20 protein-coding genes are annotated in these 25,583 nt (G+C 36.2%); all 20 read right to left on the minus strand.

The window, feature by feature from the left end:
• Positions 1-11 precede the first annotated feature (11 nt).
• Entirely contained in the window at positions 12-1,850 is a 1,839-nt protein-coding gene (gene lepA / locus F5ESL0259_RS04810) for a translation elongation factor 4 (RefSeq protein ID WP_122037660.1), read from the minus strand.
• 96 nt (positions 1,851-1,946) lie between these two features.
• Positions 1,947-3,815 (minus strand): HTH domain-containing protein, encoded by a 1,869-nt coding sequence (locus F5ESL0259_RS04815; RefSeq protein ID WP_122037661.1) that lies wholly within the window; start codon positions 3,813-3,815, stop codon positions 1,947-1,949.
• Positions 3,816-3,929: 114 nt separating this feature from the next.
• A complete protein-coding gene (locus F5ESL0259_RS04820) occupies positions 3,930-4,748 on the minus strand; it encodes a PTS system mannose/fructose/sorbose family transporter subunit IID (RefSeq protein ID WP_122037662.1) in 819 nt (272 codons plus the stop codon).
• Complete coding sequence (locus F5ESL0259_RS04825) at positions 4,741-5,541, minus strand: PTS sugar transporter subunit IIC (RefSeq protein WP_122037663.1); 801 nt, start codon at positions 5,539-5,541, stop codon at positions 4,741-4,743. Before F5ESL0259_RS04825 ends, F5ESL0259_RS04820 begins: the two co-directional genes overlap by 8 nt.
• 1 nt (position 5,542) lies before the next feature.
• Positions 5,543-6,025, minus strand: coding sequence for a PTS sugar transporter subunit IIB (locus F5ESL0259_RS04830; RefSeq protein ID WP_122037664.1), 483 nt, complete (start codon positions 6,023-6,025; stop codon positions 5,543-5,545).
• Positions 6,026-6,047: 22 nt separating this feature from the next.
• Positions 6,048-7,103, minus strand: a complete 1,056-nt coding sequence (locus F5ESL0259_RS04835) for an SIS domain-containing protein (RefSeq protein WP_122037665.1) — start codon at positions 7,101-7,103, stop codon at positions 6,048-6,050.
• Positions 7,104-7,258: 155 nt separating this feature from the next.
• Positions 7,259-8,401: a molecular chaperone DnaJ gene (gene dnaJ, locus F5ESL0259_RS04840; RefSeq protein ID WP_122037666.1), complete on the minus strand. Its 1,143-nt coding sequence runs from the start codon at positions 8,399-8,401 to the stop codon at positions 7,259-7,261.
• Positions 8,402-8,479: 78 nt separating this feature from the next.
• Positions 8,480-10,348, minus strand: coding sequence for a molecular chaperone DnaK (gene dnaK, locus F5ESL0259_RS04845; RefSeq protein WP_122037667.1), 1,869 nt, complete (start codon positions 10,346-10,348; stop codon positions 8,480-8,482).
• A gap of 18 nt (positions 10,349-10,366) precedes the next feature.
• Positions 10,367-10,960 carry a nucleotide exchange factor GrpE gene (gene grpE / locus F5ESL0259_RS04850; RefSeq protein WP_046324988.1) on the minus strand — a complete coding sequence of 198 codons (594 nt, stop codon included), beginning with the start codon at positions 10,958-10,960 and terminating at the stop codon, positions 10,367-10,369.
• Positions 10,961-10,972: 12 nt separating this feature from the next.
• A complete protein-coding gene (hrcA, locus tag F5ESL0259_RS04855; RefSeq protein ID WP_122037668.1) occupies positions 10,973-12,022 on the minus strand; it encodes a heat-inducible transcriptional repressor HrcA in 1,050 nt (349 codons plus the stop codon).
• A 134-nt stretch (positions 12,023-12,156) separates the two neighbouring features.
• On the minus strand, positions 12,157-13,089 hold the full coding sequence (gene ribF, locus F5ESL0259_RS04860; protein WP_122037669.1) for a riboflavin biosynthesis protein RibF: 933 nt from the start codon (positions 13,087-13,089) through the stop codon (positions 12,157-12,159).
• Between the two features lie 18 nt (positions 13,090-13,107).
• Positions 13,108-14,001 (minus strand): tRNA pseudouridine(55) synthase TruB, encoded by an 894-nt coding sequence (gene truB, locus F5ESL0259_RS04865; RefSeq protein WP_122037670.1) that lies wholly within the window; start codon positions 13,999-14,001, stop codon positions 13,108-13,110.
• Positions 14,002-14,047: 46 nt separating this feature from the next.
• A complete protein-coding gene (locus F5ESL0259_RS04870; protein ID WP_046324992.1) occupies positions 14,048-14,410 on the minus strand; it encodes a ribosome-binding factor A in 363 nt (120 codons plus the stop codon).
• 17 nt (positions 14,411-14,427) lie between these two features.
• Positions 14,428-17,067 (minus strand): translation initiation factor IF-2, encoded by a 2,640-nt coding sequence (gene infB, locus F5ESL0259_RS04875; protein WP_122037671.1) that lies wholly within the window; start codon positions 17,065-17,067, stop codon positions 14,428-14,430.
• Positions 17,068-17,071: 4 nt separating this feature from the next.
• Entirely contained in the window at positions 17,072-17,383 is a 312-nt protein-coding gene (locus F5ESL0259_RS04880) for a ribosomal L7Ae/L30e/S12e/Gadd45 family protein (RefSeq protein WP_046324994.1), read from the minus strand.
• Positions 17,384-17,385: 2 nt separating this feature from the next.
• Entirely contained in the window at positions 17,386-17,682 is a 297-nt protein-coding gene (gene rnpM / locus F5ESL0259_RS04885) for an RNase P modulator RnpM (protein WP_110446180.1), read from the minus strand.
• Positions 17,683-17,700: 18 nt separating this feature from the next.
• Positions 17,701-18,957, minus strand: coding sequence for a transcription termination factor NusA (gene nusA / locus F5ESL0259_RS04890; RefSeq protein ID WP_122037672.1), 1,257 nt, complete (start codon positions 18,955-18,957; stop codon positions 17,701-17,703).
• Positions 18,958-18,976: 19 nt separating this feature from the next.
• Positions 18,977-19,450, minus strand: coding sequence for a ribosome maturation factor RimP (rimP, locus tag F5ESL0259_RS04895; protein ID WP_122037673.1), 474 nt, complete (start codon positions 19,448-19,450; stop codon positions 18,977-18,979).
• 105 nt (positions 19,451-19,555) lie between these two features.
• Complete coding sequence (locus F5ESL0259_RS04900) at positions 19,556-23,863, minus strand: PolC-type DNA polymerase III (protein WP_122037674.1); 4,308 nt, start codon at positions 23,861-23,863, stop codon at positions 19,556-19,558.
• 5 nt (positions 23,864-23,868) lie between these two features.
• On the minus strand, positions 23,869-25,569 hold the full coding sequence (locus F5ESL0259_RS04905) for a proline--tRNA ligase (RefSeq protein WP_122037675.1): 1,701 nt from the start codon (positions 25,567-25,569) through the stop codon (positions 23,869-23,871).
• Between the last annotated feature and the right edge of the window lie 14 nt (positions 25,570-25,583).

Genomic DNA, 25,583 nt, shown 5'->3' on the forward strand with positions numbered 1-25,583 from the left:
TTATTTTCCTACTATTTTGAATTTAAATCATCATCATTCATTTTTAAAACTGCCATAAAAGCATCTTGAGGAATTTCAACATGCCCTACAGCCTTCATCCGCTTTTTACCCCTCTTTTGCTTTTCTAGTAATTTAGCTCTTCTATCAGGGTCTCCCGTATGAATTTTCCAAGTAACATCCTTGCGGTATGGCTTAACAGTGGCACGAGAAATAATTTTTGCTCCAATTGCTCCCTGAATATCAACCTCAAAGTTTTGCCGCGGAATTAATTTCTTAAGCATCGAGGTCATTTGTCTTGCTCTATTTTGTGCCTCATCCCGGTGGGCTATGAAACTTAAAGCATCAACAACTTGCTTATTCAACAGAATATCAATTTTAACTAAATCTGTTGCGCGGTAACCCGTAATTTCGTAATCAAGAGAAGCATAACCCTTAGTAGAAGACTTCAAATCATCAAAAAAGTCATAAATAATTTCGGCTAATGGCATATTGTAAATTACGTTAACCCGATATTTGTCTAAATAGTCCATTGTCACAAACTCGCCTCGTTTGCGTTGACATAATTCCATCACAGGACCGACAAAATCATTCGGCACCATTACTTCTGCTTTAACAAAAGGTTCCTGCACTTCCTTATATTCACCTGCAGACGGTAAATCAGAAGGATTATCAATTACTTTGGTCGTACCGTCATTCATAATCGCATGATAATCTACAGAAGGGGCAGTCATAATCAAGTCTAGGTCAAATTCCTGTTCAAGTCTCTCCTGCACCACATCCATGTGGAGTAAACCTAAAAAGCCGCACCTAAAGCCAAAACCTAAAGCGGTTGAAGTTTCAGGTTCAAATTCTAAAGCAGCATCATTGAGCTGCAACTTTTGCAGAGCTTCTTTTAAATCATCATATTTGGCGTTATCAACTGGATACATCCCTGAATAAACCATCGGCGGAATTTGTCGGTAACCCGGCAGTGGTTCTGCAGTAGGATTATTAGCATCAGTAATGGTGTCGCCAACCCGTGTTTCCCGTACTGATTTGATATTTGCTGTCAGATAACCTACATCACCAGCAATTAAAATATCTTTTTTGACTGGGTGCGGACTTGAAACACCGACTTCAGTTACCTCATATTTTTTACCAGTATTCATAATCTGAATCTGATCACCCGGCTTGACCGTCCCTTCTTCAATGCGCACAGACAGCACAACCCCGCGGTAATCATCGTATTTGGAGTCAAAAATCAAGGCTTTGAGTGGTGCTTGCAAGTCACCTGTCGGCGCCGGAATATCCGTCACGATTTTTTCTAGCATGTCGGCAATACCTTGGCCAGTTTTACCAGAAACTTCAGCAGCTTCGGAAGCATCTAGCCCTAGCATTTCTTCAATTTCTTCTTTAGCTTTATCTGGATCAGCAGAAGGCAGATCAATCTTGTTAATTACCGGTAAAATTTCCAAATCATCATCAATTGCTAAGTAAGTGTTAGCCAAAGTTTGCGCTTGGACACCCTGAGAAGCGTCGACAACTAATAAAGCACCTTCACAAGCAGCTAGCGAACGCGAAACTTCATAAGAAAAGTCCACGTGTCCTGGGGTATCAATCAAGTGAAAAATATAATCTTCACCATTTTGCGCATGGTACTTTACCTCAACCGAATTCATCTTGATTGTGATCCCACGCTGGCGTTCAAGCGGCATGTCATCAAGCATTTGATTCTTTAATTGTCTTTGCGAAACCGTATCAGTTAATTCTAAAATTCGGTCAGCAATTGTTGATTTACCATGATCAATATGTGCAACTATTGAAAAGTTACGGATATGTTTTTGATAATCTTGTAATTTTTTTATGTCCATAAATTTATTCGCACCCTTAATTCTATCTTCTTAATTATAACAAAGGTACTAAATTGATGAAATACAAAGATAAATCTATATCTTGTTTTGCATTAATCAGCATAAAAGCTTAAGCAAAGATTTAAAGTCTTGAACATGATAAGTTTTTTCAATTTTATCTAGATCATTCGACCATTTCGAAAAAACTTCACATAATAATGGTAAATCTTTATCTCCATCTTTCTTTGTTTTTATTAGTATCAGCATTTTGACAACAGTATTATTCCAAAGAATTGGTTTTTCTAAAATTACTAATAAACATAAATCATGTTTTATTACTTTATATAAATCTTGGACATGTACAAGTCCGTTTCCAATTTCTTCATATTCAAATTCATTAATAACATCTTTTTTTATAAAATTTAATCTCTTGAGGTAATAAAATATTTTTTTATTAACTTCATGCTTATTAGAAGCATTCATTTTTAAGATACTTTCTTTTCTAACATACTTTGACAAAATTTCTAAATTTGAATTTTTATTAAAATAATTTTCTTCTACCTTTTCTTGAGTTAGTTGATTAACATTATTGATAACAAGAGAATGTTTAGTTGCAATTGGAGCCGAAGAAATAACCAGATCAAAGGTATTCGAAATTAGAGCTTTTGACCTAATAATTTTTACTTTGGTTTTATCAGATTTTATAGCATTTAACTTCTTTAAAAAAATAAGTTCTTTAGAACGATCATTTTCCGTATAGAGTCCGATAAATCTTGGGGTTGAACGTCTAATCCCTTCTAAAGCACTCTGAAAATATAGAATTAAATATCCGTATTCACTAAGTGGCAATGACTGACTCAATAAATTTTCTGAAATAATTTTTGCTGCAGAAATAGTTAATTTTGCAGCGAAAAGATAATTTCTGAAATATTTGAATGTATCTTTACCTTGAATAAAAACATTGTTATTTACACGTCTTTGTAGTTGAATTAAATGTAATTTAAGACTATATAAAACATCAATTTGAGAAAATAGATCTATTCCAAAATTATTTTTAATTTCTTTAACAACTCCTGTTACCGTATTATTAATTGCCAAGTTTTTATCTTCAATTATGTCTTCTTTGTTAATATATTTCTTAAGATTGATATGGTATGCAATATACTCTATTGTTTTATCTGTAAATACATGTTCTGAGAAAAAATTCTGCGAACGTTGAAGAACATGTTTAGCAACAGCTGCTTCTTTTAAACCTAAATATTCAAAATCAAATTTTGCTGGAAAATTTAAAGCTGCTTCTTTAAATATTCTATTAAATGCTATAACAACGTGAATAGAAATATCTATTATCATTTTGCTGTTCATTCTCAATCCAGCTGCAGAAACCTCATCGTATACTATATTTGTTATTTTTTTAAGTAATTCAGAATCTTTATTATACAAATTTTGCTCAAAATTTGATAAATAACTCAAAAAACTATGATAAAAATAATCGGAAATCGCTAATCTCATTTGCATTTCCTCACCAGTTATATATATACCTTTACCAGGTTTTTTTATCACTTTTAGATTATACTGACTAAATAATAATTTCACTTTTTTCATATAACGATTTAAAGTCGAATAACTCACAAAAATTTCAGATGCTAAATCTTCATAACGCAAAAATTTTTTTGCCAAAAGTAATTCTTGAGTAAGATAAGCTATTTGATCGTAATTGTTAAGAATCATATCTTTATCTTTAACTATATTTTCGTCTCTAGATAGTGGCTTCTGCTTTGAAAGAAATTTATATCCCTTTCTGGTTGAAGAAGTTAAACAAATTTCTTTATTGTTCACAATACTCTTTATATGAGCTAGATCTTTTTTTACTGTCCTGTTTGACACACCCACGTAGGATGCCAATTCATCAGAAGTAATGTACCGATTATTCTCTTTTAAATAGGTTATAATAATTAATTCTCGATTTGAAAAATTTTCTTTCATTAGTGATAATACTTTCAAAAAATCTATTAAAAAAACATAAATAATTTATTCCAATTACAGTATATAGTAAATAAGATAAATATATTTATGCTTTTTATAATTATTTAATTGTTTTTAAAAAATACCAATAAACGATCCTACTAATCCAACAACAATTGTAACTAATAAAACAAAAGTTGAACTCTTCTTTTTACTTTTTAGTAACCAAAAGATAAATAAGGTATACAGCAGTGGCAGTAACAATGGAAAAATTTGATCAATATATGTTTGTAGTTTGAAAGCAGTTTTACCAAAATGAAATTCAAGCGGCGTTTGCAAAATAACCATTTGCGCACTCATTGCTCCAATTACCATCAATCCAATTATAGTTGCTGCCTTAGAAATTTTATTAAAAATTGTCGATGAGGAAATATTTGTTAATAAATTTGTACCAAGCTCATAACCTAAAACTCCTGAATAATATCTAAGAATTAAATGTGGAACATTAAAAGCTACCAAAAACAAAATCGGTCCAAGAACATTTCCTTCTTTTGCTAAAGGTAATGCTAAAGCAGTAGCAATAACACGAAGTGTGCCCCAGAAAAATGAATCACCAATGCCTGCCAAAGGCCCCATTAAACTAACTTTAATATTATTAATAATATCAACTTGAAAATCTGGATCTTCACTAGCTTTTTTCTCTAAAGCAGAAGCAACACCAGTAATTGCCGGCACTAAATGAGGGGTTGTATTAAAGATTTCCATGTGTCTAGACAGAGCTTTAGCTTGATCTTTTTTGTTGTGATAAAATCTTTTAATTGCAGGCCACATTCCTAATGCAAACCCTAGCGCTTGCTGACGTTCATAATTATATGAATTTTCAAGAATAAATGAATTCCAAAACATTTCTCTAAAAAACTTTTTTTCGTCTTTACTATATTTTTTTCTAGGCATCGAACAAATCCTCCACTCCATTATCTTTATCTGATTTTTCATTTGTATCATTCTTGTGCTTGTTGTTATCTGATTTATTAAATTCAAATACAACTACAAATGCCAGTATTACTCCAAAAAGTGTCACGGCTAAAATTGGCATCTTTCCGTATGCAATCATTAAAAATCCTAATAAAAAGTATAAAAAGTTCTTTTTTGTCATCATTGGCATTAAAAGTAAACCAAAACCAACTGCAGGAAGCAAATTTCCCGCAACAGTTAACCCATTCATGATTACTTGAGGAATTGCATTAACAAATGTTGTCACTGCAGATGAGCCAAAAAGCAATGCAACAAATACTACTATAAAATACATCAAACACTGCAGTATTAGACCAAAAAAGTTTAAGCAATGCATTCCTTTTACATTAGCATGTTGAGCCATTTTAACTGCATATTTCATAAACCAGCTTCTGACAATAAAGATAATCACCTTCAATGATTGTGACAGAAGCGAAATTGGCAACGCCAAAGTTAATGCAACTGCTGGTCCTTTACCAGAAATAATTGCAAAAGCGGTTCCCAAACTTGCACCAACTAATATGTCTGGTGGAACAGCTGCACCAACTTGAATTGCGCCCATAAAAACTAATTCCAAGCTGGCACCAATCATAACGCCTAACTTAAGATTCCCTAATACAAGTCCTACTAACGTCGAAATAATAAGTGGGCGGTTAACCATCGGCGTTCCGCACATTTTTTCAACAAACCAGACCAATGCTACCACTAATCCAATTAATAATGCATTTTGCATGTTATTCACCTCCCTTAATTAGATCATTTAATTTCTTGGGTGTGTCTGAAGGTACTAATCTAAATTCAACTTTAAAGCCGTCAGAATTAAGTTTTTTCAGAACTTCTTTTTCCTCACTAGTTATATACGCATACTGTGTGATTTCAATTTTATCTTCTCTTTTTGCTAGTCCACCGATATTTAATACCGGCTTTTCATTAATATGGCGTAAAATATAGTCTGCATTGTCCACTGTATCTGTCACTACAAACACTTTCAAAGACTTAAGTCTTGGATTATTTAGTAAATCAACTGCATCCTTTACTTTTCTAATTGCCAAATGAACTCCATCTGGCTTCGCCATTTTCATAGCACTTTTACGTATTTCATCATTAGCTGCATTGTCACTTGCAATGACTATAGCCTCATAACCGAGTGATCCTTTCCAACTATAGGCAACTTGACCGTGCAACAGTCTGTCATCAATTCTTATTAGTTGTATCATTTTTTACTCCTTCCAAATAAACTTATTTAACTGTTTTATTAATATATTTTGTTATTTGTGGAAACATGGTTTTTGATAAATCACGATTATTATCAGTTGCTGTTAAATAACTTAAAACTTGTAAAAATGTTATATAACCTATTGAAAAGAAATGAATTGAATTTATTAAAGGCTTGAAATCTGCAGATTCTATATTACGAGAAATCACGAAAATATTTTGCGTTATTTCATTATATATAAAATCATGGATACGTTCAGCTTTTTCAATATCCTCCTTTTGTTCTGCCATTAAGAAAAATACCATTCCCTTTTTAAAACTATTTTGAGGACCATGAATTATTTCTTCAATTTCATAACTCTTTGTAATTACTGGAACCATTTCCATAAATTTCATTTCAGCTTCTTGAGCTGTAGGCCAAAGATCACCACCTCCTGCAAATAAAAACGCATTAGCAGAAGACATCTCTTTTTTATGATCCTCATACCAATCCTCTGCTTGTTGGATAATTCTAGGTAAATCTTTTGAAATATTATCTATTTCTATTAAATAGTTCTGATGCTCCTTTTCGCTAATAACCTTATTGTTTTCGGCAATTTGCAGTAAAAGCATTAGCATAGTTACAACTGATAAGGTATATCCAGAAGTTCTAAAAACATATGGTTCATTGTTACTACCTATTTCAAATGAATACTTAGCCGATTTTGCAATAGGTGCTAACTTTGATTCGGTTAATGCTAATGTCATTCCCCCTAATTTCTTAATAACTTTAATGGTTTCTAATACAGTTTTAGTCTTTCCCGTTTGTGATATAAATACATATAAATTTTTCTTGTTTATATTTTGCGGCAAAACATGATTGTAAAAATAATTAGGATAATATATCTCTATTTTTAATCCCAAATTTTCTTCAGAAAATACTTTCGCGGCAAACGCTGCATTATATGAAGAACCGGATGCAACCACTACAATAGTATCAAATTTAATTTCTTTAAATCGCTCCTTCATTATTTCAGATTTATCTATTTGCATATTTATAAGATTTGGAATGCTTTTAATAACTTCTAACATTGTTTCCATGAATTTCACCTCTATTTAAATGCTATCACCTATTTTTAAGCGCTTCCATTCAATTTTATTCACTAATATTAATGAATAAAATGAAAACATATAATTTACACGTATTTTTTTGCATAAAAAAACCCAATGTTTACATACAAACATTAGGATTAATTTTATTTCAATTTATCTTTCAAGCGTTCAAAGAAGCCTTTTTCTTGCGGGGTAATTGACCCGCCACCAGCTTTAACAAAATCAACGAGCGCTTGTTTTTGCTGTTCATTAATTTTTTCAGGAATCTGCACTTGAACTGTTGTGATCTGATCGCCATTACCATTGCCACGCAAATATGGAACACCTTGGCCTTTAATTGTAAATTTCTTATTTGGCTGCGTGCCAGCGGGAATTTTTAACTCACTCGTCCCGTGAACAGTTTTAACCTTAATTTCATCACCCAAAGTAGCTTGAGCAAAAGAAATTGGCACTGTGGTATAAATTGTGTTGCCCCGGCGTTCAAAATCACGTGATGGTTTAACCCGATAACTAATATACAAATCACCGTAAGGACCACCGTTTTTACCAGCTTCACCTTGGCCTTCATAGCGCAGCTGCTGACCGTTATCAATTCCTGCCGGAATATCAACCTCAATCGTATTTTTACGATCAACAGTGCCTTTACCATGACAAGTCTGACATGGGTGCTGAATAATTACACCGCGTCCCTGACACTTATCACAGACTGTTTGCCGGCGTACAACCCCAAGCATTGATTTTTGGGTTACTGTCATATAGCCACTACCATGGCATTTATCACAGGTAATTGGATGGGTGCCCTTTTCGGCGCCAGTTCCAGAACACGCTGAACAAGTTTCACTGCGTGTGTAACTTACCTGCGTCTTTTTACCGGTAATTGCATCCATAAAATCAATCGACAGGGTATAGTCTAAATCCTGACCGCGTGTTGGCGCTGTTGGATTGGCTTGACGCGTCTGACCACCGCCACCAAAGAAGTCGTTAAAGATGTCACCGAAACCGCCAAAATCACCATCAAAGCCGCCAAAGCCACCTTGACCGGCACCACCAAATCCGCCCTGACCATTGACACCAGCAGCACCAAACTGATCATACTGAGCCTTCTTTTGTTTGTCGTGTAAGACTTCATAGGCCTCATTGACTTTTTTGTATTTTTCTTCAGCCCCTGGTTCATGATTTAAATCGGGATGATATTTCTTAGCTAATTTACGGTAAGCAGAATTAATTTCTTGATCACTGGCATTCCGGTCAACGCCAAGAACGCTATAATAATCTTCTTGTGCCATTTAACAAGCTCCCTACTTTCCAAAATAAAAGAACCACTCTTAGGGCAGTTCTTTCTAACTTGTTTAATTATAAACCCTTTATTTGTCTGGGTCTACTTTATGAAATTCACCATCATTAGCTGAACCGTTATTTGGATTGTCATTTCCAGGTTGTGGTCCTTGAGGGCCAGCCTGCGGGCCTGCTTGACCAGCAGCACCTTGTGGGCCACCATTAGCTTGATACAACTTAACGGCTAAATCTTGAGCAACCTTGGTTAATTCATCTTTCTTTGATTTCATTTCATCCAAGTTGTTGTCTTTTTGCGCTTTCTTCAATGCATCGAGTGCATCTTGAACTTTCTTCGTGTCGTCTTCAGAAATCTTATCGTTACCTTTAACATCCTTCAAGGTCTTTTCAGTAGAGAAGATTAATTGGTCAACTTCATTGCGTAAATCAACTTCTTCTTTCTTCTTCTTATCCTCTTCAGCATGCTCTTCAGCTTCTTTTTGCATCTTCTTAATCTCTTCATCAGACAAACCGGATGAACTCTTGATCGTAATCTTTTGTTCTTTACCAGTGCCCATATCCTTAGCAGAAACATTTACGATGCCGTTTTTGTCAATGTCAAAAGTAACTTGAATTTGTGGTACACCACGTGGTGCGGCAGGAATATCTGTTAATTCGAAGCGACCTAAAGTCTTATCATCTGCTGCCATTGGCCGTTCACCTTGTAAAACATGAACGTCGACAGCTGGCTGGTTATCAGCAGCAGTGGAGAAAATTTGACTCTTAGAAGTTGGAATTGTCGTGTTTTTGTCGATTAACTTAGTGAAGACACCACCCATGGTTTCAATTCCAAGAGACAATGGTGTAACATCAAGTAAAACAACGTCCTTGACATCGCCGGAAATAACCCCACCTTGAATGGCAGCACCTAAGGCAACAGCTTCATCAGGGTTAATTGAATGGTCTGGGTCTTTGCCTGACCACTTCTTAACTGCATCTTGAACAGCAGGAATACGGGTTGAACCACCATTCAAAATAACCTTATCAATATCATTAACACTTAATTCAGCGTCTCTTAAAGCATTATCAAATGGAATCTTAGTCTTTTCAACTAAATCAGCAGTCAACTCATCAAACTTGGCCCGGGTTAAATCAGCTTCCAAATGCAGTGGACCTGATTCACCAGCAGAGATGAATGGTAGCGAAATATGAGTTGAAGATACACCAGAAAGGTCCTTCTTGGCTTTTTCAGCAGCATCCTTTAACCGCTGCATGGCCATCTTGTCTTTAGTTAAGTCAACTCCGTTTTCATCTTTGAAGTTGTTAACTAACCAGTCAATGATCTTGTTATCAAAATCATCACCACCCAGGTGCGTGTCACCATTAGTTGACAGTACTTGGAAAACACCATCACCTAATTGCAAAACTGAAACATCGAAAGTACCACCGCCGAGGTCGTAAACTAAGACTTTTTCATCTTCTGCGTCCTTGTCCAAACCATATGCAAGTGAAGATGCAGTAGGTTCATTAATAATTCTCTTAACATCTAAACCAGCTATTTTACCAGCATCCTTGGTAGCTTGACGCTGAGCGTCATTAAAGTATGCAGGTACAGTAATAACAGCATCGGTTACTTTCTCGCCCAAATAATCTTCAGAGAATTTCTTGATATACTGCAAGATCATTGCTGAAATTTCCTGTGGTGTATAAGCTTTATCACCAATTTTGACCTTGTAATCAGTTTCGCCCATATGACGCTTAATAGAAGAAATAGTATTGGGATTGGTAATTGCTTGTCTTTTGGCAACTTCACCAACTTGGATTTCTCCATCTTTAAAAGCAACTACTGAAGGGGTAGTGCGATTTCCTTCTGGGTTAGTAATAATTTTGGGTTCTTTACCCTCCAAAACGGCAACTGCTGAGTTAGTAGTTCCGAGGTCAATTCCGATAACTTTTGACATTGATATGCTTCCTTTCAATTATTGTGCTACAACAACCATAGCTGGTCTTAAAGTACGATCTTTGTACAAGTATCCCTTTTGTAAAACTCGTACAACATGATCTTTTTGATCATCATTTTCAGCTGCAACGGTTTGAACAGCTTGGTGTAAATTGGGATCAAATTTGACACCTTCAGCTATAATTTCACTGATACCGTGATCTTTCATCGCTTTAACCAGTGAATCAAGTGTCATCTGGACACCTTTTTTAAGCTGTTTTGATGCTTCGTCATCGACTTTAGTAGCTAAAGCTCTTTCTAAATTATCCATCGCTGGCAAAACATCTTTAGCTAAGGATTGAGACTCATATTTGATAAGCTGCGCTCTTTCTTTATTGTAGCGATTTTGCATATTTTGCATCTCAGCTTGACTGCGCAAATACTTATCTTCCAGATCGTCTTTTTCTTTTTGCAATTGAGTCAAATTACGCTGCAATTTACTTTCCAAAGACTCTGGTTTCTTTTCTTCGTTAGCCTTAGTCTTAGAATTTTCTACTTCTGTCTTTGACTTTTTATGCTCATCTTTTTTTGGCTCTTTTTTTGAGTTTTTACTATTATTTTCTTCTTTACTCACGGCTAACCTCCTTTATTTGAATCTACCATAATAATCAAGTAATTTTTTAGATAGTTCGTTTCTGAAATACTCGAGTAATCCAATCACCTGAGAATACGGCATATTATCAGGGCCAAGTAAAGCAATTATGCCCTTTCCATGAGAGCCAACGCTGTACTCTGCCGTAAGCAGACTGTAATCCTTTAACAAATCATTTGATAATTCGGATCCTAAACTAACTCGAACCGGATACCTGTCGCTTTTCAAATTTTGCCTATTGTCCAAAATACTGGAAATCAAATCATTATGCTCAATCATTTCATAGAGCGATCTTAAGTTTGAAATATCGTCCAGAGAAATGTTGTTAAGCAGGTTAATCTGGCCATCAACATAGGTTTGCTCACTGGCAGCATCGTTAATAACATCCTCGACCAAATTAATCAGTTCAGAGACATGAGCAACTTTAAGTTTATTGCCCAAAGTCTTTTTAAGATAGTCTGGAGTAACTTGATCTAAAGTTTTGCCCACCAGCTGATCGTTAATCATGCGCACAGCCTGTTCAATTTCATCACCATTAACATTATAAGGTAAAGTATAAACCTGGTCATGAACGTCACCATCACTAGTTCCTAAGACAGCCATAATCTGTCTGTTAAACAATGGCACGATACGAAAACCAGTAATAGTTAATTCACTATTTTCAGGACCTTCCGCAAATGCTGTGTAATTGGTTAGATCCGATAAAATTTTGACAGCTGCCTGAACGATGTCGTTAACCTGATGAAACGGTTGATCAAGCTGACTAATGATTCGCTTGTATACAGAAGATGAAATTTTTAAAGGTTCAACTAAATTGTCAAGATAGTAGCGGTAGCCTTCAGTTGAAGGCACGCGGCCACTAGACAAATGAGTTTTCTCAATCAAACCCTTATCTTCTAAAACAGCCATTTCGTTACGAATAGTAGCACTTGAAACCTTAATAGGCAGTTGATTCATAACAGTTTTCGACCCAACAGGATCATGTGTCTGCGTAAAATCATTGATAATTGTTTTTAAAATTAATTCTTGACGTTCGGTCAACATAAATATCGCCCTCACTTTTAGCACTCAATCTGATTAGGTGCTAACAATTTATATGATACTAGCTTTTAGCAGAATGTCAAGTTGAGTGCTAACTTTTTTCTTAAAAACGTCAATCGTTTTTTCAGTATCATTAATTAATTCATCGCAGCAAAATAATTTTTAATTTCAGCCTCGTCTTGACTCATTTGTTGTGTTAGCTCTTTTAAATTGGCAAATTTAATTTCACCACGGGTATACTTATACCATTTAATTACCATTTCCTCATCATAGGCTTCCTGATCAAAGCCAAATAAGTTTGACTCAATATAAAGCTTTTTCCCTTGATTGATAGTCACATTATAGCCTACACTTGTCATTGAGTCATACCACTTACCACAAATCTTAGTTTTAGTCGCATATACGCCAATTTTAGGAACAGCCTTGTCATCAGTCCAAACCAAATTAGCTGTAGGAAAACCGAGTTTATGACCATTGCGCAAACCGTGACCTACGTAGCCTGACATAACATAGGGAAAGCCTAACAACTTAGCGGCTAATTCCATATTTCCGCTAGTTATCGCTTTTTTGATTTCCGTAGAACCAATTTTTTGACCATCATAAGACTGCTTAGGGACATTAATTATATTGAACCTTCCCTTAGCAAACTTAGGGAAATTTTTCATATTAGCAGTATCTTTAGGACCATAGGTGTAGTCAAAACCAGCTACGACAGTGTCTGCGTGTAATTTAACTATTATATTATCAACAAATTCCTGAGCCGTAAGTTTACTAAATGCTTCATTAAAATGCATCACCAGCAAATAATCAACTTTGAGTTTTTGCATCTTGTAGGCTTTTTCTGCAAGCGTATCTATGTAAGTAACTTTTTTATTTTGATAGACTTCTTTCGGATGACGATCAAACGTCATTACCACTAGTGGCAAATGTTTTTGCGTTGCCTTTTCTTTTGCAATTTTGATTAATTCTTGATGTCCGCGATGAACTCCATCGAAGAAACCTAAAGCAAGAATAATATTTTGGGGAATTATGTTTTCCTTAAAGGGGTATGTTAAATGGATAATTTCCATAATAAGACCTTCATTCACCTATTCATTTTGTAAAAGCATTAAATAAGGGCGATAAATGGTACCATCTTTGCGATATATTGCCTTAACTTTATTATTGTAACGTAATGCCACCTTTTTTGCATTCGTTTTCAAAGAAATAGCTGCACCATTTTTAACTTTAGACCATAATTTATCATCAAGATCCATTTGCACGTAATTCCTAAAAAAAGAATCAATTGGTTGAATAATTTGATCAATTAATTTAGGATCTTCGGTAATTTCAGAAAGTTTTACAGACTGACTAATATCAAAACCTGAACTAGATATGCGGCGCAAACTTTTCATTACTGCTGGTATTTTCAGTTGGGTACCTAAATCATTTATTAAAGATCGAACGTAGGTTCCTTTACTACATTCGATTTCAAAGTCAAACATTTCTTGACCTTTTTCTTTATCAAAGATAGGTTCATTTACAAGATTATAAGCAAAAATTTTAACTTGCCTTTTAGGTCGTTCTACCTCAATGCCAGCTCGTGCATATTCATATAAATGCCTACCGTTAACCCTCACAGCAGAATAGATCGGCGGCACCTGTTCAATTTGTCCCACAAATTCTTGCATTGCATCTTTTATCTCAGTTGATTTGACTTTATTCGTGATCTTTTTGCTAGCTGTTATTTTGCCGCTAATATCGCAACTATCGGTGGCAAAACCAAGTATTCCCTGGCCGATATATCTTTTATTTTGAGTATGCATTAACTCAATTAATTTAGTAGCCTGTCCTATTGCGACTGGTAAAACACCTGTAACATCAGGATCAAGAGTACCAGCATGACCTATTTTCTTAATGTGCAAGACTTTGCGTAATTGATAGACAACATCAGCACTCGTCATGCCTTTTTCTTTGTCTATCACCAATATACCATTTAACATTTTTCCCGTACCTTAACCATGAAAAAAGCGCCTAACAGCGCTTTTATTAATTATTTCGATTTTCATCCTGCTTTTTAACTTCAGCAATTAACCGATCAATTTTGCTACCGTATTTAACTGAATTATCTCGTTTAAATATTAATTCAGGAACTTTGTAGACAGTTAAGACTTGACCCAACAAATGCCGCATCATGCCCTTTGCCTTATTTAAACCAGCTGCAGCCTCTTCTTCCTTTTTAGCATCTTCTGAAAGAATACTGTAGTAAACAGTAGCATACGAGAGATCATTAGTGCATTCAACTGCTGTAATAGTAACGTCATTAACACGTGGATCACGAATATTTTTGCGCAAAATTTTCGTTAATTCACGGAGGATTTCTCCTTCAACACGACCAATTCTGTGTTTCATACTTTCCTCCCAGTTAATTACTCTGGTTTGACTTCTTGCTTTTCAACGGCTTCCATTTCATCACCAATTTTGATATCATTGTAGCCCTCAATTGTTAAACCACAGTCAAACCCTTGTTTAACCATTTTAGCATCATCTTTAAATCTTTTAAGTGATGCCACTTTTCCAGTATATATTACAACACCGTCACGAATCAAATTGATTTCAGAATCTTTTGAAACATAACCAGAATCGACAAAGGCACCAGCAATTGTTCCTATCTTTGAAACCTTCCAAGTTTCCCGTACAGTCAAATTGCCCACAACCTTATCTTCATAAGTTGGTTCAAGCATACCCTTCATCGCTGCTTTAACATCGTCAATAGCCTTGTATATGATGCTATACAGACGAATATCTACACCATCTGTTTCAGCTTGTGACTTTGCGGTAGCTGTTGGACGAACATTAAAGCCAATTATGAATGCATTCGAAGCGCCAGCCAAGGTAACATCTGATTCATTTACAGCACCAACTCCAGCATGAATGATGTTTACACGCACACCTTCAACTTCTATCTTTTCAAGTGACTGCTGTAAAGCCTCTACAGAACCTTGAACATCCGCTTTTAAGACAACATTTACTTCCTTCATGTTTTCTTTTTTCATTGTGTCAAACAGGTTATCAAGAGTAACATGTTGAACATTTTCACGAGATTGTTGCAAAGCTTGTTGCGCTCTTTGTTCACCAACACTTCTAGCCGTCTTTTCATCATCGAACACTACTATTTTATCAGCAGATTCTGGAACATCATTTAATCCGGTAATTTCTACTGGCATTGATGGAGTAGCCTTTTCGACTTGACGACCGCGGTCATTAGTCATAACACGAACTCTACCAAAGCGGTTCCCAACTACAATTGGATCGCCAACTTTTAGTGTTCCTTGTTGAACCAAAAGGTCGGCAACAGGACCACGTCCACGAGAAAGTCTGGCTTCAATAACAGTACCAATTGCTTTTTGCGTTGGGTCTGCTTTCAATTCCATCACATCCGCTTGCAAAAGGATCATTTGCAAAAGTTCATCAACATTTTCACCAGTTTTAGCAGAAATGTTAACAAATATTGTGTCACCACCGTAATTTTCCGGAATTAAATTGTACTTCATTAACTGCTCAGTAACATGCTCAGGGTTTGCTCCCGGAACATCCATCTTGTTAATGGCAACAATAATTGGAACTTTAGCACTTTTAGCATGATCAATTGCTTCAACAGTTTGAGGCATTACACCGTCATCTGCAGCAACAACCAAGACAACAATATCGGTAATTTCTGCTCCACGTTCACGCATATTTGAGAATGCGGCATGTCCTGGTGTATCCAAGAAAGTAATTGGCTGATTATCAACTCTTACCTGATAAGCACCAATTTTTTGAGTAATTCCTCCAGCTTCATGAGCCGAAACATGCGTATGACGTAAACGATCAAGCAGTGTTGTCTTACCATGGTCAACGTGTCCCATAATAGTAACTACTGGTGGGCGTTTAATTAAATGCTTAGATTTCAGAGAAGCTTTCATTCTCTTGTCATAAAGATTATCAATGTCAGATATATCCTCATGCACCTTTTCTTGAGCATTAATATTATATTCAGCCGCTACTAACTCTATTGCATCTTTATCAAGGGATTGATTTTGATTAGTCATGACACCCAGCATAAATAATTTTTTGACTATTTCAGCTGGCTCTCTGTGCAAAATTTTTCCTAAGTCTTGAGCATTCATACCCACTTCGTAAACCAGAGTATCTGGTAATGGCCGCTCTTTTCTTTGCGTTGGCTGCTTTTTAGGTACTTGTTCAAACTGCTTCTTCTTATTTTTACGCTTACGCTTTTCTTGGTGTTTCGAATAATTATTTGCACCATAGGTTTGATTTTTACCTTTTCTGCCTGGCTTGCCAGAGTTACGACCATGACCGTTGCCACGACGTTTTTCTTCTTTTTCGGGTTCAGGAGCAGCAGTATCTAAAATTTTAGGCTGGCGAACAGGCGTAGACTTTTGATTATTCTTAAACCTGGCTGGTGAAGGTTTAAGAATTTTAGGTCCCGTCACTTTAGGAGCAGTAGTTTCAGTTTTAACTACTTTATTTTCATTCTTAGAAACAGGTTTATTAGTTTCAGCAGACGTTGGTTTAGTTTTAGTCTGATTTTCTTTATAAGACTTTTGTGCTCTTTCTGTTTGCCGATTTAATTTTTTCTCTTCCACTCGCTGTTTTTGCTTTAATTGCTTTAATAAATCTTGAGCTACTGGTTTAGAAGTTTTTTGACTCAAATTGGAATGTTGTCTAGTGCGATCTTGACCTTGTCTTGATCTATTATTTGATTTGTGAAAGTTATTATTTTTTCTATTACTTTTGCTATTCTTAGTTTCATCATGCTTTTTTTCATTCTTTCGAATTGAAGTAACAGAAATTTTGATTTTACTACTCTTTTTCGCTGGTCTTTCTTGCTTTTTGGCGGGAGCGGAGCTACTGCGGAAACTACCCTTTATTTGCTCTACTTGTGTATCTTCAAGTGATGACATATGATTTTTTACATCAAACCCCAGGTCCTTTGCTTTATTGACCACAGTTTTATTATCGATGCCTAATTCTTTCGCCAATTCATAAATTCTTGTTTTAGTCATCAAATCACACTCCTTCTTTGATTTTTTGTAACAATGCTTTGCCAAAACCAGTATCAGTAATTCCCAAAACTTTACGCTTTTTACCAATAGCTTGGGAAATTTCACTACTATTAAATTCTGTAATCACAGATACGTTATTTTGTTTTCCAATCTTGGTAATCTTTGCGGTGGTATCCGTCTGTGCGTCTTGAGCTAAAATAATCAGCTTAACTTTTTTAGCCTTTACGCTTATTGAAACAATTTCAAATCCTGAAACCAGTTTACCTGCCTTTTGGCTTAGTCCTATTAAATTTAATGCTTTTTGTCTATTTTGCAAACCTATTTATCACCAAACAATTCTTTTCTTGCCTTTTGATGGTCAACATATGAATAAAGCTCTTGGTAAAACTCTTCAGGCACTTTTGTTCCTAAGCTGCGCTCAATCAATCCCTTTTTCTGAGCGTTTTTGATCTGACTTGGATCAAGTGAGACATATGCTCCCCTACCAGGTTTCTTTCCAGTAGGATCAACTGCGATATTTTTTTCTTTGTCAACCACAATTCTGACCAATTCTTTTTTGGGCTGCATAGTATTAGTTAACAAGTCTTTTCGCATTGGAATCTTTCTTTTTTTCAAAAAGTTTCACCCCTTGCATTACTCTTCAGTAGTATCTACCGTTTCACCGGTAGTAGCTTCAGCTTGAAGTCCATCTTCTGTTTTGGTCTCATCAGATGAAGTTTCTGCTTCAGGTTCTTCTTCTGCAGCAGAATCTTCTGTTATATCACTTGCAGAACTTGCATCGCCTGCTACTAAATTGTCAGACTCAGCTTCTTTATTTTCCTTTTCAGCTTGATCACTGCTTTCATCAACAAATTCTACTTCTGATTCTGGTCTGATATCTATTTTATAACCGGTTAACCGTGCAGCCAAACGAACATTTTGGCCCTTTTTCCCAATTGCCAGTGATAATTGGTAATCAGGAACTATTACTAAAGCACTTTTTTCATCATCTTCATCTCCAAATTGCACGGCAATAACCTCTGCAGGATTTAAAGCATTAGCTATATAATCTGATGGATCTTCTTCGTATTTAACTACATCTATATTTTCTCCGTCAAGTTCGTTGACCACATTTTGCACTCTGGCACCTCTTTGACCAACGCAAGTACCAACCGGATCAATGTTAGGATCGTTCGATTTCACGGCAATTTTAGTTCTGTCTCCTGCTTCACGTGCAATTGAAGCAACTTCTACCGTTCCATCGTAAATTTCAGGTACTTCTTGTTCAAATAACCTTTTTACCATATCAGGGGCAGTGCGTGAAACCGTAATTTGGGCTCCCTTAGAATCCGAGCCAACATGAGTCACTAAAACCCGAATCTGATCTTGTGGATTATAAGTTTCACCCGGCATTTGATCATTGCGAGGCATTACTGCTTCAACATTACCAATTTTAACATAAACAAAGCGATTATCACGTCTTTCAACTGTGCCGGTAATCAATTCATCTTCATATTGAGAATATTCATCAATAATATGGTTTCTTTCAGCTTCGCGTAAATGTTGCATAATAACCTGTTTAGCTGTTTGAGCAGCAATGCGGCCAAAGTTCTTGGGTGCAACCTCAAAACGAATTTTATCACCAAGTTCATAGGCCCGATTAATTGTCAAAGCATCTTTTAAACTGATTTCCAGGCGTTCATCATGAACTTCTTCAACAACAGTTTTTTCAGTCATTAATTTGAAGTCCCCTCTGCGCTCGTCAAATTCAACTATGACGTTTGTTGCTTGGTTATAATTCTTCTTATACGCCGCAACCAGTGCCGCTTTTATTGCTTCAACAATTACATCTTGTTTTATACCTTTAGTTTTTTCCAAAGTAGCAAACGCTTCAAGCATTTCTTTAGACATAATTTTTTAATCAACCTTTCTAAAACTCAATTGCAAAACGAATATTTGCAATTAATTTACGGGGAAGTGATAAAACCCTTTTTCTTGTTTTTACCTTTATTTCAAGTTTGATTTCGTTATCATCATAAGATTTTAAAGTTCCCTCATATTCCTTTTCGCCTTCAACTTTTTGATAAAGGTTAACATGTACATAATCATTTAAAGCCTTTTGCCAGTCGGAAGCATTTTTTAATGGTCTCTCGATACCAGGTGAAGAAACTTCTAAAATATATGGATCAGGAAATGGATCAGGTTGCAACTGATCAAGTTTCGTAGATAATAGTTCACTTAACCCCGCAATTTCATCCATATCAATACCATTTTCACGGTCAACGTATATTCTTAAATAATTCTGACCTTTTTCTTTAACATATTCCATATCAACAAACTCATCGTTTCGTGCAGCAATAATTGGTTTGATCTCTTCGATAACAGAATCTTTAACTTTCGCCAAGTACTTTCCTCCGTAATAAAAAGAGTGAGCAAATTTGCCCACTCCGAATCATTTATTCGAACTTCTTTAGGAAGTATAACACATTTATATTAATACTGCAAAATTTTAAAAGAGTGACAGTTGATTTTGGTCTGGCATACCTGCTAAGACTTCGTTATCCTCCAAATAATCCATGATCGATTGCGATACTTTGCCCCGATTAGCCAAATCTTCTTTGGATAAAAATTCTTGCTCAGTTCTAGCAGCCACAATCTGTTTAGCTGCATTGTTGCCTAATCCGGGAACAGCATTGAATGGTGCTAAAATAGTATGCTTATCTATTATTTTAAAATTGGTCGCTTCTGACTTATTAATATCGACCATTTTAATTTTAATTCCACGTTCCAAACATTCATTAGCAATTTCAAGAACAGTTAACAAACTCTTGTCCTTTGCCGATGCATCGTTTCCCTGATTCTGAATATCGGCCATTGCCTTTTTGACCGTATTTTTACCATGACTCATAGCGACCAAGTCAAATAAGTCGGCACGGACTGAAAAATAAGCGGTATAGTAAATTTCAGGATAATAAACCTTGAACCAGGCAATTCTAAGAGCCATTAGGATATAGGCGGTAGCATGGGCCTTAGGAAACATATACTTAATTTTGAGACACGACGGAATATACCAGTCAGGTATCTTATCGTTTTTCTTTAAAACAGCCATGTCTTCATCACTAATTCCGCGGCCATGACGCACAGATTCCATTGTAGAAAAGGCTACTTCAGGTTTAACACCCCAGTGGATCAGGTCCATCATGATATTGTCACGACAGCCAATAACATCTTTTAACTTACACGTACCATTATTAACCAATTCCTCGGCATTTCCTAGCCAAACGTCAGTACCATGTGACAAACCTGAAATTTGCAACAGCTCAGAAAAAGTAGTTGGCTTGGTTTCTTCAAGCATCCCTCTAACAAATTTAGTACCAAATTCCGGTACCCCTAGGGTACCTGTTTCTGATTGAATTTGTTCAGGGGTCACGCCTAATATTTTGGGACTTGAAAAAAGTGACATCACTCCGGGATCATCAGGGGGAATTGTTAACGGATCAACGCCTGAAAGATCCTGCAACATCCTAATCATCGTTGGATCATCATGGCCTAAAATATCAAATTTTAAGATATTATCATGAATGGAATGAAAGTCAAAATGCGTCGTTAACCAGGCAGCATTAACATCATCTGCTGGGTATTGTACCGGAGTAAAGTCATAAATATCCATATCATCGGGAACCACAACAATTCCTGCCGGGTGCTGACCAGTTGTCCTTTTAACGCCGCTGACTCCAGCTGCAAGACGATCTAGTTCTGCTCCGCGCAAATTCAATTCTTTTTCTTCATCATAATGCTTAGCATAACCATAGGCTGTTTTATCTGCCACTGTGGCAATTGTACCGGCACGGTATGAATTATCAGGTCCAAACATTACCCGAATAAAGTTATGAGCCACTGGTTGATAGTCACCAGAGAAATTCAAATCAATATCTGGAACTTTGTCACCATGGAATCCTAAAAATGTTGCAAATGGAATATCCTGGCCGTCTTTAACTAACTCTGCCCCACAGTTGGGACACTTTTTATCAGGCAAGTCATAGCCTGAACCAAATTCACCATTTTCAAAGAACTCCGAGTATTTACATTTTGGACAACGATAGTGCGGTGGCAGAGGATTGACTTCAGTGATTCCTGACATTGTAGCAACAAGGCTGGAGCCCACAGAGCCCCGGGAGCCAACTAAGTAGCCGTCTTTATTAGATTTAGCCACCAATCTTTGTGAAATCAAGTAAATAACTGCATAACCATTTGAAATGATCGAGTTGAGTTCCATATCAAGTCTGTCTTGAACTATCTTAGGTAACGGATCTCCATAAAGTTTATGAGCCTTGTCATAAGTCAAACGTTTCATTTCTTCATCTGCATTATCAATGTGAGGAGGATAAAGTCCATCTTTAATAGGTGAAATTTCTTCAATTGATTCAGCTATTTTATTAGGGTTGGTTATGACTATTTCCTTAGCAACATCTTCACCTAAAAAGCTAAATGCGTCCAGCATTTCCTGAGTGGTGTAAAAGTGCATATCAGGCTGCTTTTTGTTTCTATCAGGATTGCTGCGTTGTGCCGAAATTAAAATTGTACGGTAAATAGCATCATGTTCCTCAATGTAATGAGCGTCACCAGTAGCTACCACTGGTTTATTCAATTCCTTACCCAATTTATAAATGTTAGTCAGAATTTCTTCAAGTTCTGCTTCATCGGCGATCAAATGATCTTCAATCATAATGGAATAATTTGCGGGAGGTTGAATTTCAAGATAATCATAAAAGCGGGCTTTTTTACGAGCCTCATCGTAGCCCTTCTGCATCATTGCGACAAAAACATCGCCCTCAGAACAACCTGAACCGAATAGCAGGCCTTCATGATTTTTTACCAAATCAGACTTTGGCGTTCTTGGTATCCGATAAAAATCTTTTGTACTTGCGATTGAAACCAACCTATACATGTTTTTAAGACCAGTCTGATTTTTAGCTAAGATAGTCATGTGTTGTGGTCGTGCTCTCTTAAATACTTGACCTTGAGCAGCATATTCGTTCATCTTACCTAAATCATCTTCATGATACTTTTTGGTAAAAGCTTCCAGAAGCTTAAACATTAAATATCCCGTAGCCTCAGCGTCCTGATTAGCTCGATGATGATGCTCTAAGACTACATTATATTTTTTAGCCAGTGAATCAAGCGTATGTCTTGATTGTTCTGGGTGAAGCAAACGCGATACTTCAAGTGTATCCACTACCGGTTGAGTTATTTCGCTGAGGTCTGCCCGTCTTAATGCAGCATTAACAAATCCAACGTCAAATTGCACATTATGACCGCAAAGTGGTCGATCGCCATAAAAATCTTGAAATTGCTTAATTACTACAGCTTCGTCATCAGCAGCCCCAACCATTTCATCAGTAATTGAAGTTAAGTTAATTGTCTGTTCGCTTAATGGATGGTGGGGATTAATAAATTTATCGAATCTTTCCAGAACTTCACCATTTTTCATCTTAACGGCGCCAATTTCAATGATAGTATCGTAAACAGAAGAAAGACCAGTTGTTTCAACGTCAAAAATGACAAATTCACGATCTTTATAAGTCATTGATGCAGGATTAAGAACAAGCAGAGCATGATCATCAATCATATTAGCTTCAAGACCATAAATAATTTTGACGCCATTCTTTTTACCAGCATTATATGCTTCTGGAAAGGCTTGAACATCGGCATGGTCTGTAATCGCGATTGCTTTTTGACCGAATTTTTTGGCGGCTTTGACAAAGTCTGTTGCCGTATTGGTTGCATCAAGCTGACTCATATTGGTGTGCAGATGTAATTCTACTCTTTTTTCTTCGCCTTGATACTTTTCCGTTCGACCGACATGCTCAATAATTTCCAAAGCCGAAATGTTAAAAACTGTATCATGACTCCACTGGTCCTGAGAAGCTGATCCCTGCATTTTTGCCCAGGTTCCAGGTTTTATGTCTTTCATACTTTGAATTTGATCTTTATCAGAAACAAATTTCTTAAATGAGATAGAATCAGTATAGTCTGTTATTTCACCAGTAAATATAATTGAACCGGTTTTTAATTCTCTGCTGGAAATATTAAAAATATTTCCCTCTATTACAACATTTCTGCTGCCATCGATAACATCTTTAATTTGTGTTATAGGCAGATTTTCATCAAGCTTACGGTTGCCATAACGACTTTTTTTAGTAGGATAACTTGGAGTTTTGACTTTCTCTTGTGTTGGAGCAGCATCATATTCTTCCTGCATGTTTTGCTCATGCTGCTGCTGCAATTCTTGCAGACTGGCTAAATTATTGAGAGAATTTTCATCATCGATTTCAGTTACAAACTTTAAATTAAAGAAACCATAATTCCTCATTTCTTCAGCTAGCTCATCAAGCATCTTTTGTTCAAGCAGCCCATCAACAACCAAATTATCTACGGGAATAATCCAGCGTCCATCTTCCTTTTTAGGTTTATGGCTGGAAATAAATTCTCGAGCCACCGGCTGCAAAGCCTGAGAATTCTGGACAGCATAGTGCCAATAATCGGTTAAGTAGTCATCTGCTCCATCCAGAGAACGAATATACAAGCGAGTATTTACAAAAGAAGAAAAATTAGCGGTTATTGCCTTATTTAGTGCATCAAAAGTTGCAAATTTTAACGGTGTAGTAAAAAGAACGTGGATATCCCACCTGTGTTCTCTAGCGTAAACATCCACGTTCTCAATTTCGCCTTTTTGCAACAATTTATTATCTGCAAATTCTTGCGGAAACTTTATTTGCTGCAATAACCTTAAAAATAGTTTATTTTTATCAGTCACGAAAATTATCCTAACTCTTTATTAACAAAATCATCTAATTCAGACAGTGTCATTTCAGTAGCTTTTTCGTCAGCAGGTCTTTTGACTTCGACTACACCTTCAGCTGCTTTTTTACCGACTGTTACCCTGACCGGAGCGCCAAGTAAGTCAGCATCCGCAAACTTCACACCAGCACGCTCATTACGATCATCATATAATACATCATACTTAGCACTATATTTTTCTTCAAGTTTTTGAGCCAGAGCAGATTGATCATTATCTTTCATTTTCATTTGAACGATATGAAGACTAAATGGTGCGATTTCTTTGGGCCAGGCTACACCATTTTTGGTTAAATGTTGTTCAATGACCGCAGATAATACTCTAGTAACACCAATGCCGTATGAACCCATTATAACGGGCTGGGCTTTACCATTTTGATCTAAAAAGTCTGCACCCATGGTTTTGGTATAATATGTTCCCAGTTTAAAAATATGACCAACTTCAATAGAAGTAGTGAATTTTAAAGGGAGATGATCAACCGGATCCGGTTCACCTTCATTGGCTACCCTAATATCTCCAAACTTGTCTGGATTAATATCACGCTTTAAATTCACATTTTTAAATTGAAAACCAGTTTTATTAGCACCAACAACAACATTATACAAGTTTTTTACCGTGTTATCTGCAACAACTTGATCCGCCCAGTCAGCATTAATTGGTCCGACGCTACCCTTAGTGACACCAGTTATCTGTTCTAGTTCATCATCTGTAGCTACTCTAAGTGAATTTACATCTAACAGGTGCTTTAATTTTACTTCGTTGATCTGTTTGTCGCCACGAATTAAAACCAATACCTTTGCTTTTTCATCAGCGATGTAAAGGATACTTTTAACTATCCGTGTAGCTGGCACTTGCAGGAATTGAACAAGATCAGAAATAGTTTCTTTACCTGGAGTAGCAACTTCTTCAACTTGCTTTAATTGTTCTTCTTCTGGCTTGAAAGTATCGACACTTGAAGCCATTTCTAAATTAGCTGAATATGTTCCTGTTTCATTAGTGGCAATAGTATCTTCACCAATTGCTGCAGGAGCTTGGAATTCTGTCGAATTTTTGCCACCCATAGTACCAGAATCAGCAATTACTGGGGTAACCTTTAAACCACACCGATGATAAGCGGCCGTAAAAGCTTTCTTTTCATCCTCAAACTGCTGATCAAGTTGCTCTTTAGTAGCAGCAAAGCTATAGGCATCAAGCATTATAAATTCACGAGACCTTAATAAACCAAAACGAGGTCTGTTTTCGTCCCTAAACTTTGATTGAATTTGGAAAAGAGCAATTGGCATTTGTTTGTAGCTCTTTAAATCTTTAGCGACAATATCAGTAAAAGTTTCCTCATGAGTCGGTCCCAGTAAACTTTGGCGACCATGTCTGTCCTTTAATTTAAACATTTCAGGCCCATATTTTTGCCATCTACCCGATTCTTCCCATAGAGTCGCAGGCAAAAGATCTGGCATTGCCATTTCCGGCACGTTGATTTTTGCCATTTCTTCGCGCATTATTTTCTCGGCTTTACTTAAGACGCGATATCCTAAGGGCAAATAGGCATAAACTCCAGCTGTTACTTGGCGAACATATCCACCTCGCAACATTAATTTATGACTTTCAGCAACAGCATCAGCTGGTGCCTCTTTTAAAGTCGGCATAAATAATTTAGATTGACGCATTAATTCTCTCTCCC

The organism is Lactobacillus sp. ESL0259 (assembly GCF_003693045.1).
Classification (GTDB): domain Bacteria; phylum Bacillota; class Bacilli; order Lactobacillales; family Lactobacillaceae; genus Lactobacillus; species Lactobacillus melliventris.

Coding starts and splice junctions, on each gene's coding strand:
- F5ESL0259_RS04905 (WP_122037675.1), bottom strand. CDS start 25,569: ATGCGTCAATCTAAATTATTTATGCCGACTTTAAAAGAGGCACCAGCT.
- hrcA (WP_122037668.1), bottom strand. CDS start 12,022: ATGTTGACCGAACGTCAAGAATTAATTTTAAAAACAATTATCAATGAT.
- F5ESL0259_RS04870 (WP_046324992.1), bottom strand. CDS start 14,410: ATGAAACACAGAATTGGTCGTGTTGAAGGAGAAATCCTCCGTGAATTA.
- dnaJ (WP_122037666.1), bottom strand. CDS start 8,401: ATGGCACAAGAAGATTATTATAGCGTTCTTGGCGTTGACCGGAATGCC.
- F5ESL0259_RS04830 (WP_122037664.1), bottom strand. CDS start 6,025: ATGATACAACTAATAAGAATTGATGACAGACTGTTGCACGGTCAAGTT.
- infB (WP_122037671.1), bottom strand. CDS start 17,067: ATGACTAAAACAAGAATTTATGAATTGGCGAAAGAATTAGGCATCGAT.
- F5ESL0259_RS04835 (WP_122037665.1), bottom strand. CDS start 7,103: ATGGAAACAATGTTAGAAGTTATTAAAAGCATTCCAAATCTTATAAAT.
- ribF (WP_122037669.1), bottom strand. CDS start 13,089: ATGGAAATTATCCATTTAACATACCCCTTTAAGGAAAACATAATTCCC.
- nusA (WP_122037672.1), bottom strand. CDS start 18,957: ATGTCTAAAGAAATGCTTGAAGCGTTTGCTACTTTGGAAAAAACTAAA.
- truB (WP_122037670.1), bottom strand. CDS start 14,001: ATGTTAAATGGTATATTGGTGATAGACAAAGAAAAAGGCATGACGAGT.
- F5ESL0259_RS04815 (WP_122037661.1), bottom strand. CDS start 3,815: ATGAAAGAAAATTTTTCAAATCGAGAATTAATTATTATAACCTATTTA.
- F5ESL0259_RS04825 (WP_122037663.1), bottom strand. CDS start 5,541: ATGCAAAATGCATTATTAATTGGATTAGTGGTAGCATTGGTCTGGTTT.
- dnaK (WP_122037667.1), bottom strand. CDS start 10,348: ATGTCAAAAGTTATCGGAATTGACCTCGGAACTACTAACTCAGCAGTT.
- F5ESL0259_RS04820 (WP_122037662.1), bottom strand. CDS start 4,748: ATGCCTAGAAAAAAATATAGTAAAGACGAAAAAAAGTTTTTTAGAGAA.
- lepA (WP_122037660.1), bottom strand. CDS start 1,850: ATGGACATAAAAAAATTACAAGATTATCAAAAACATATCCGTAACTTT.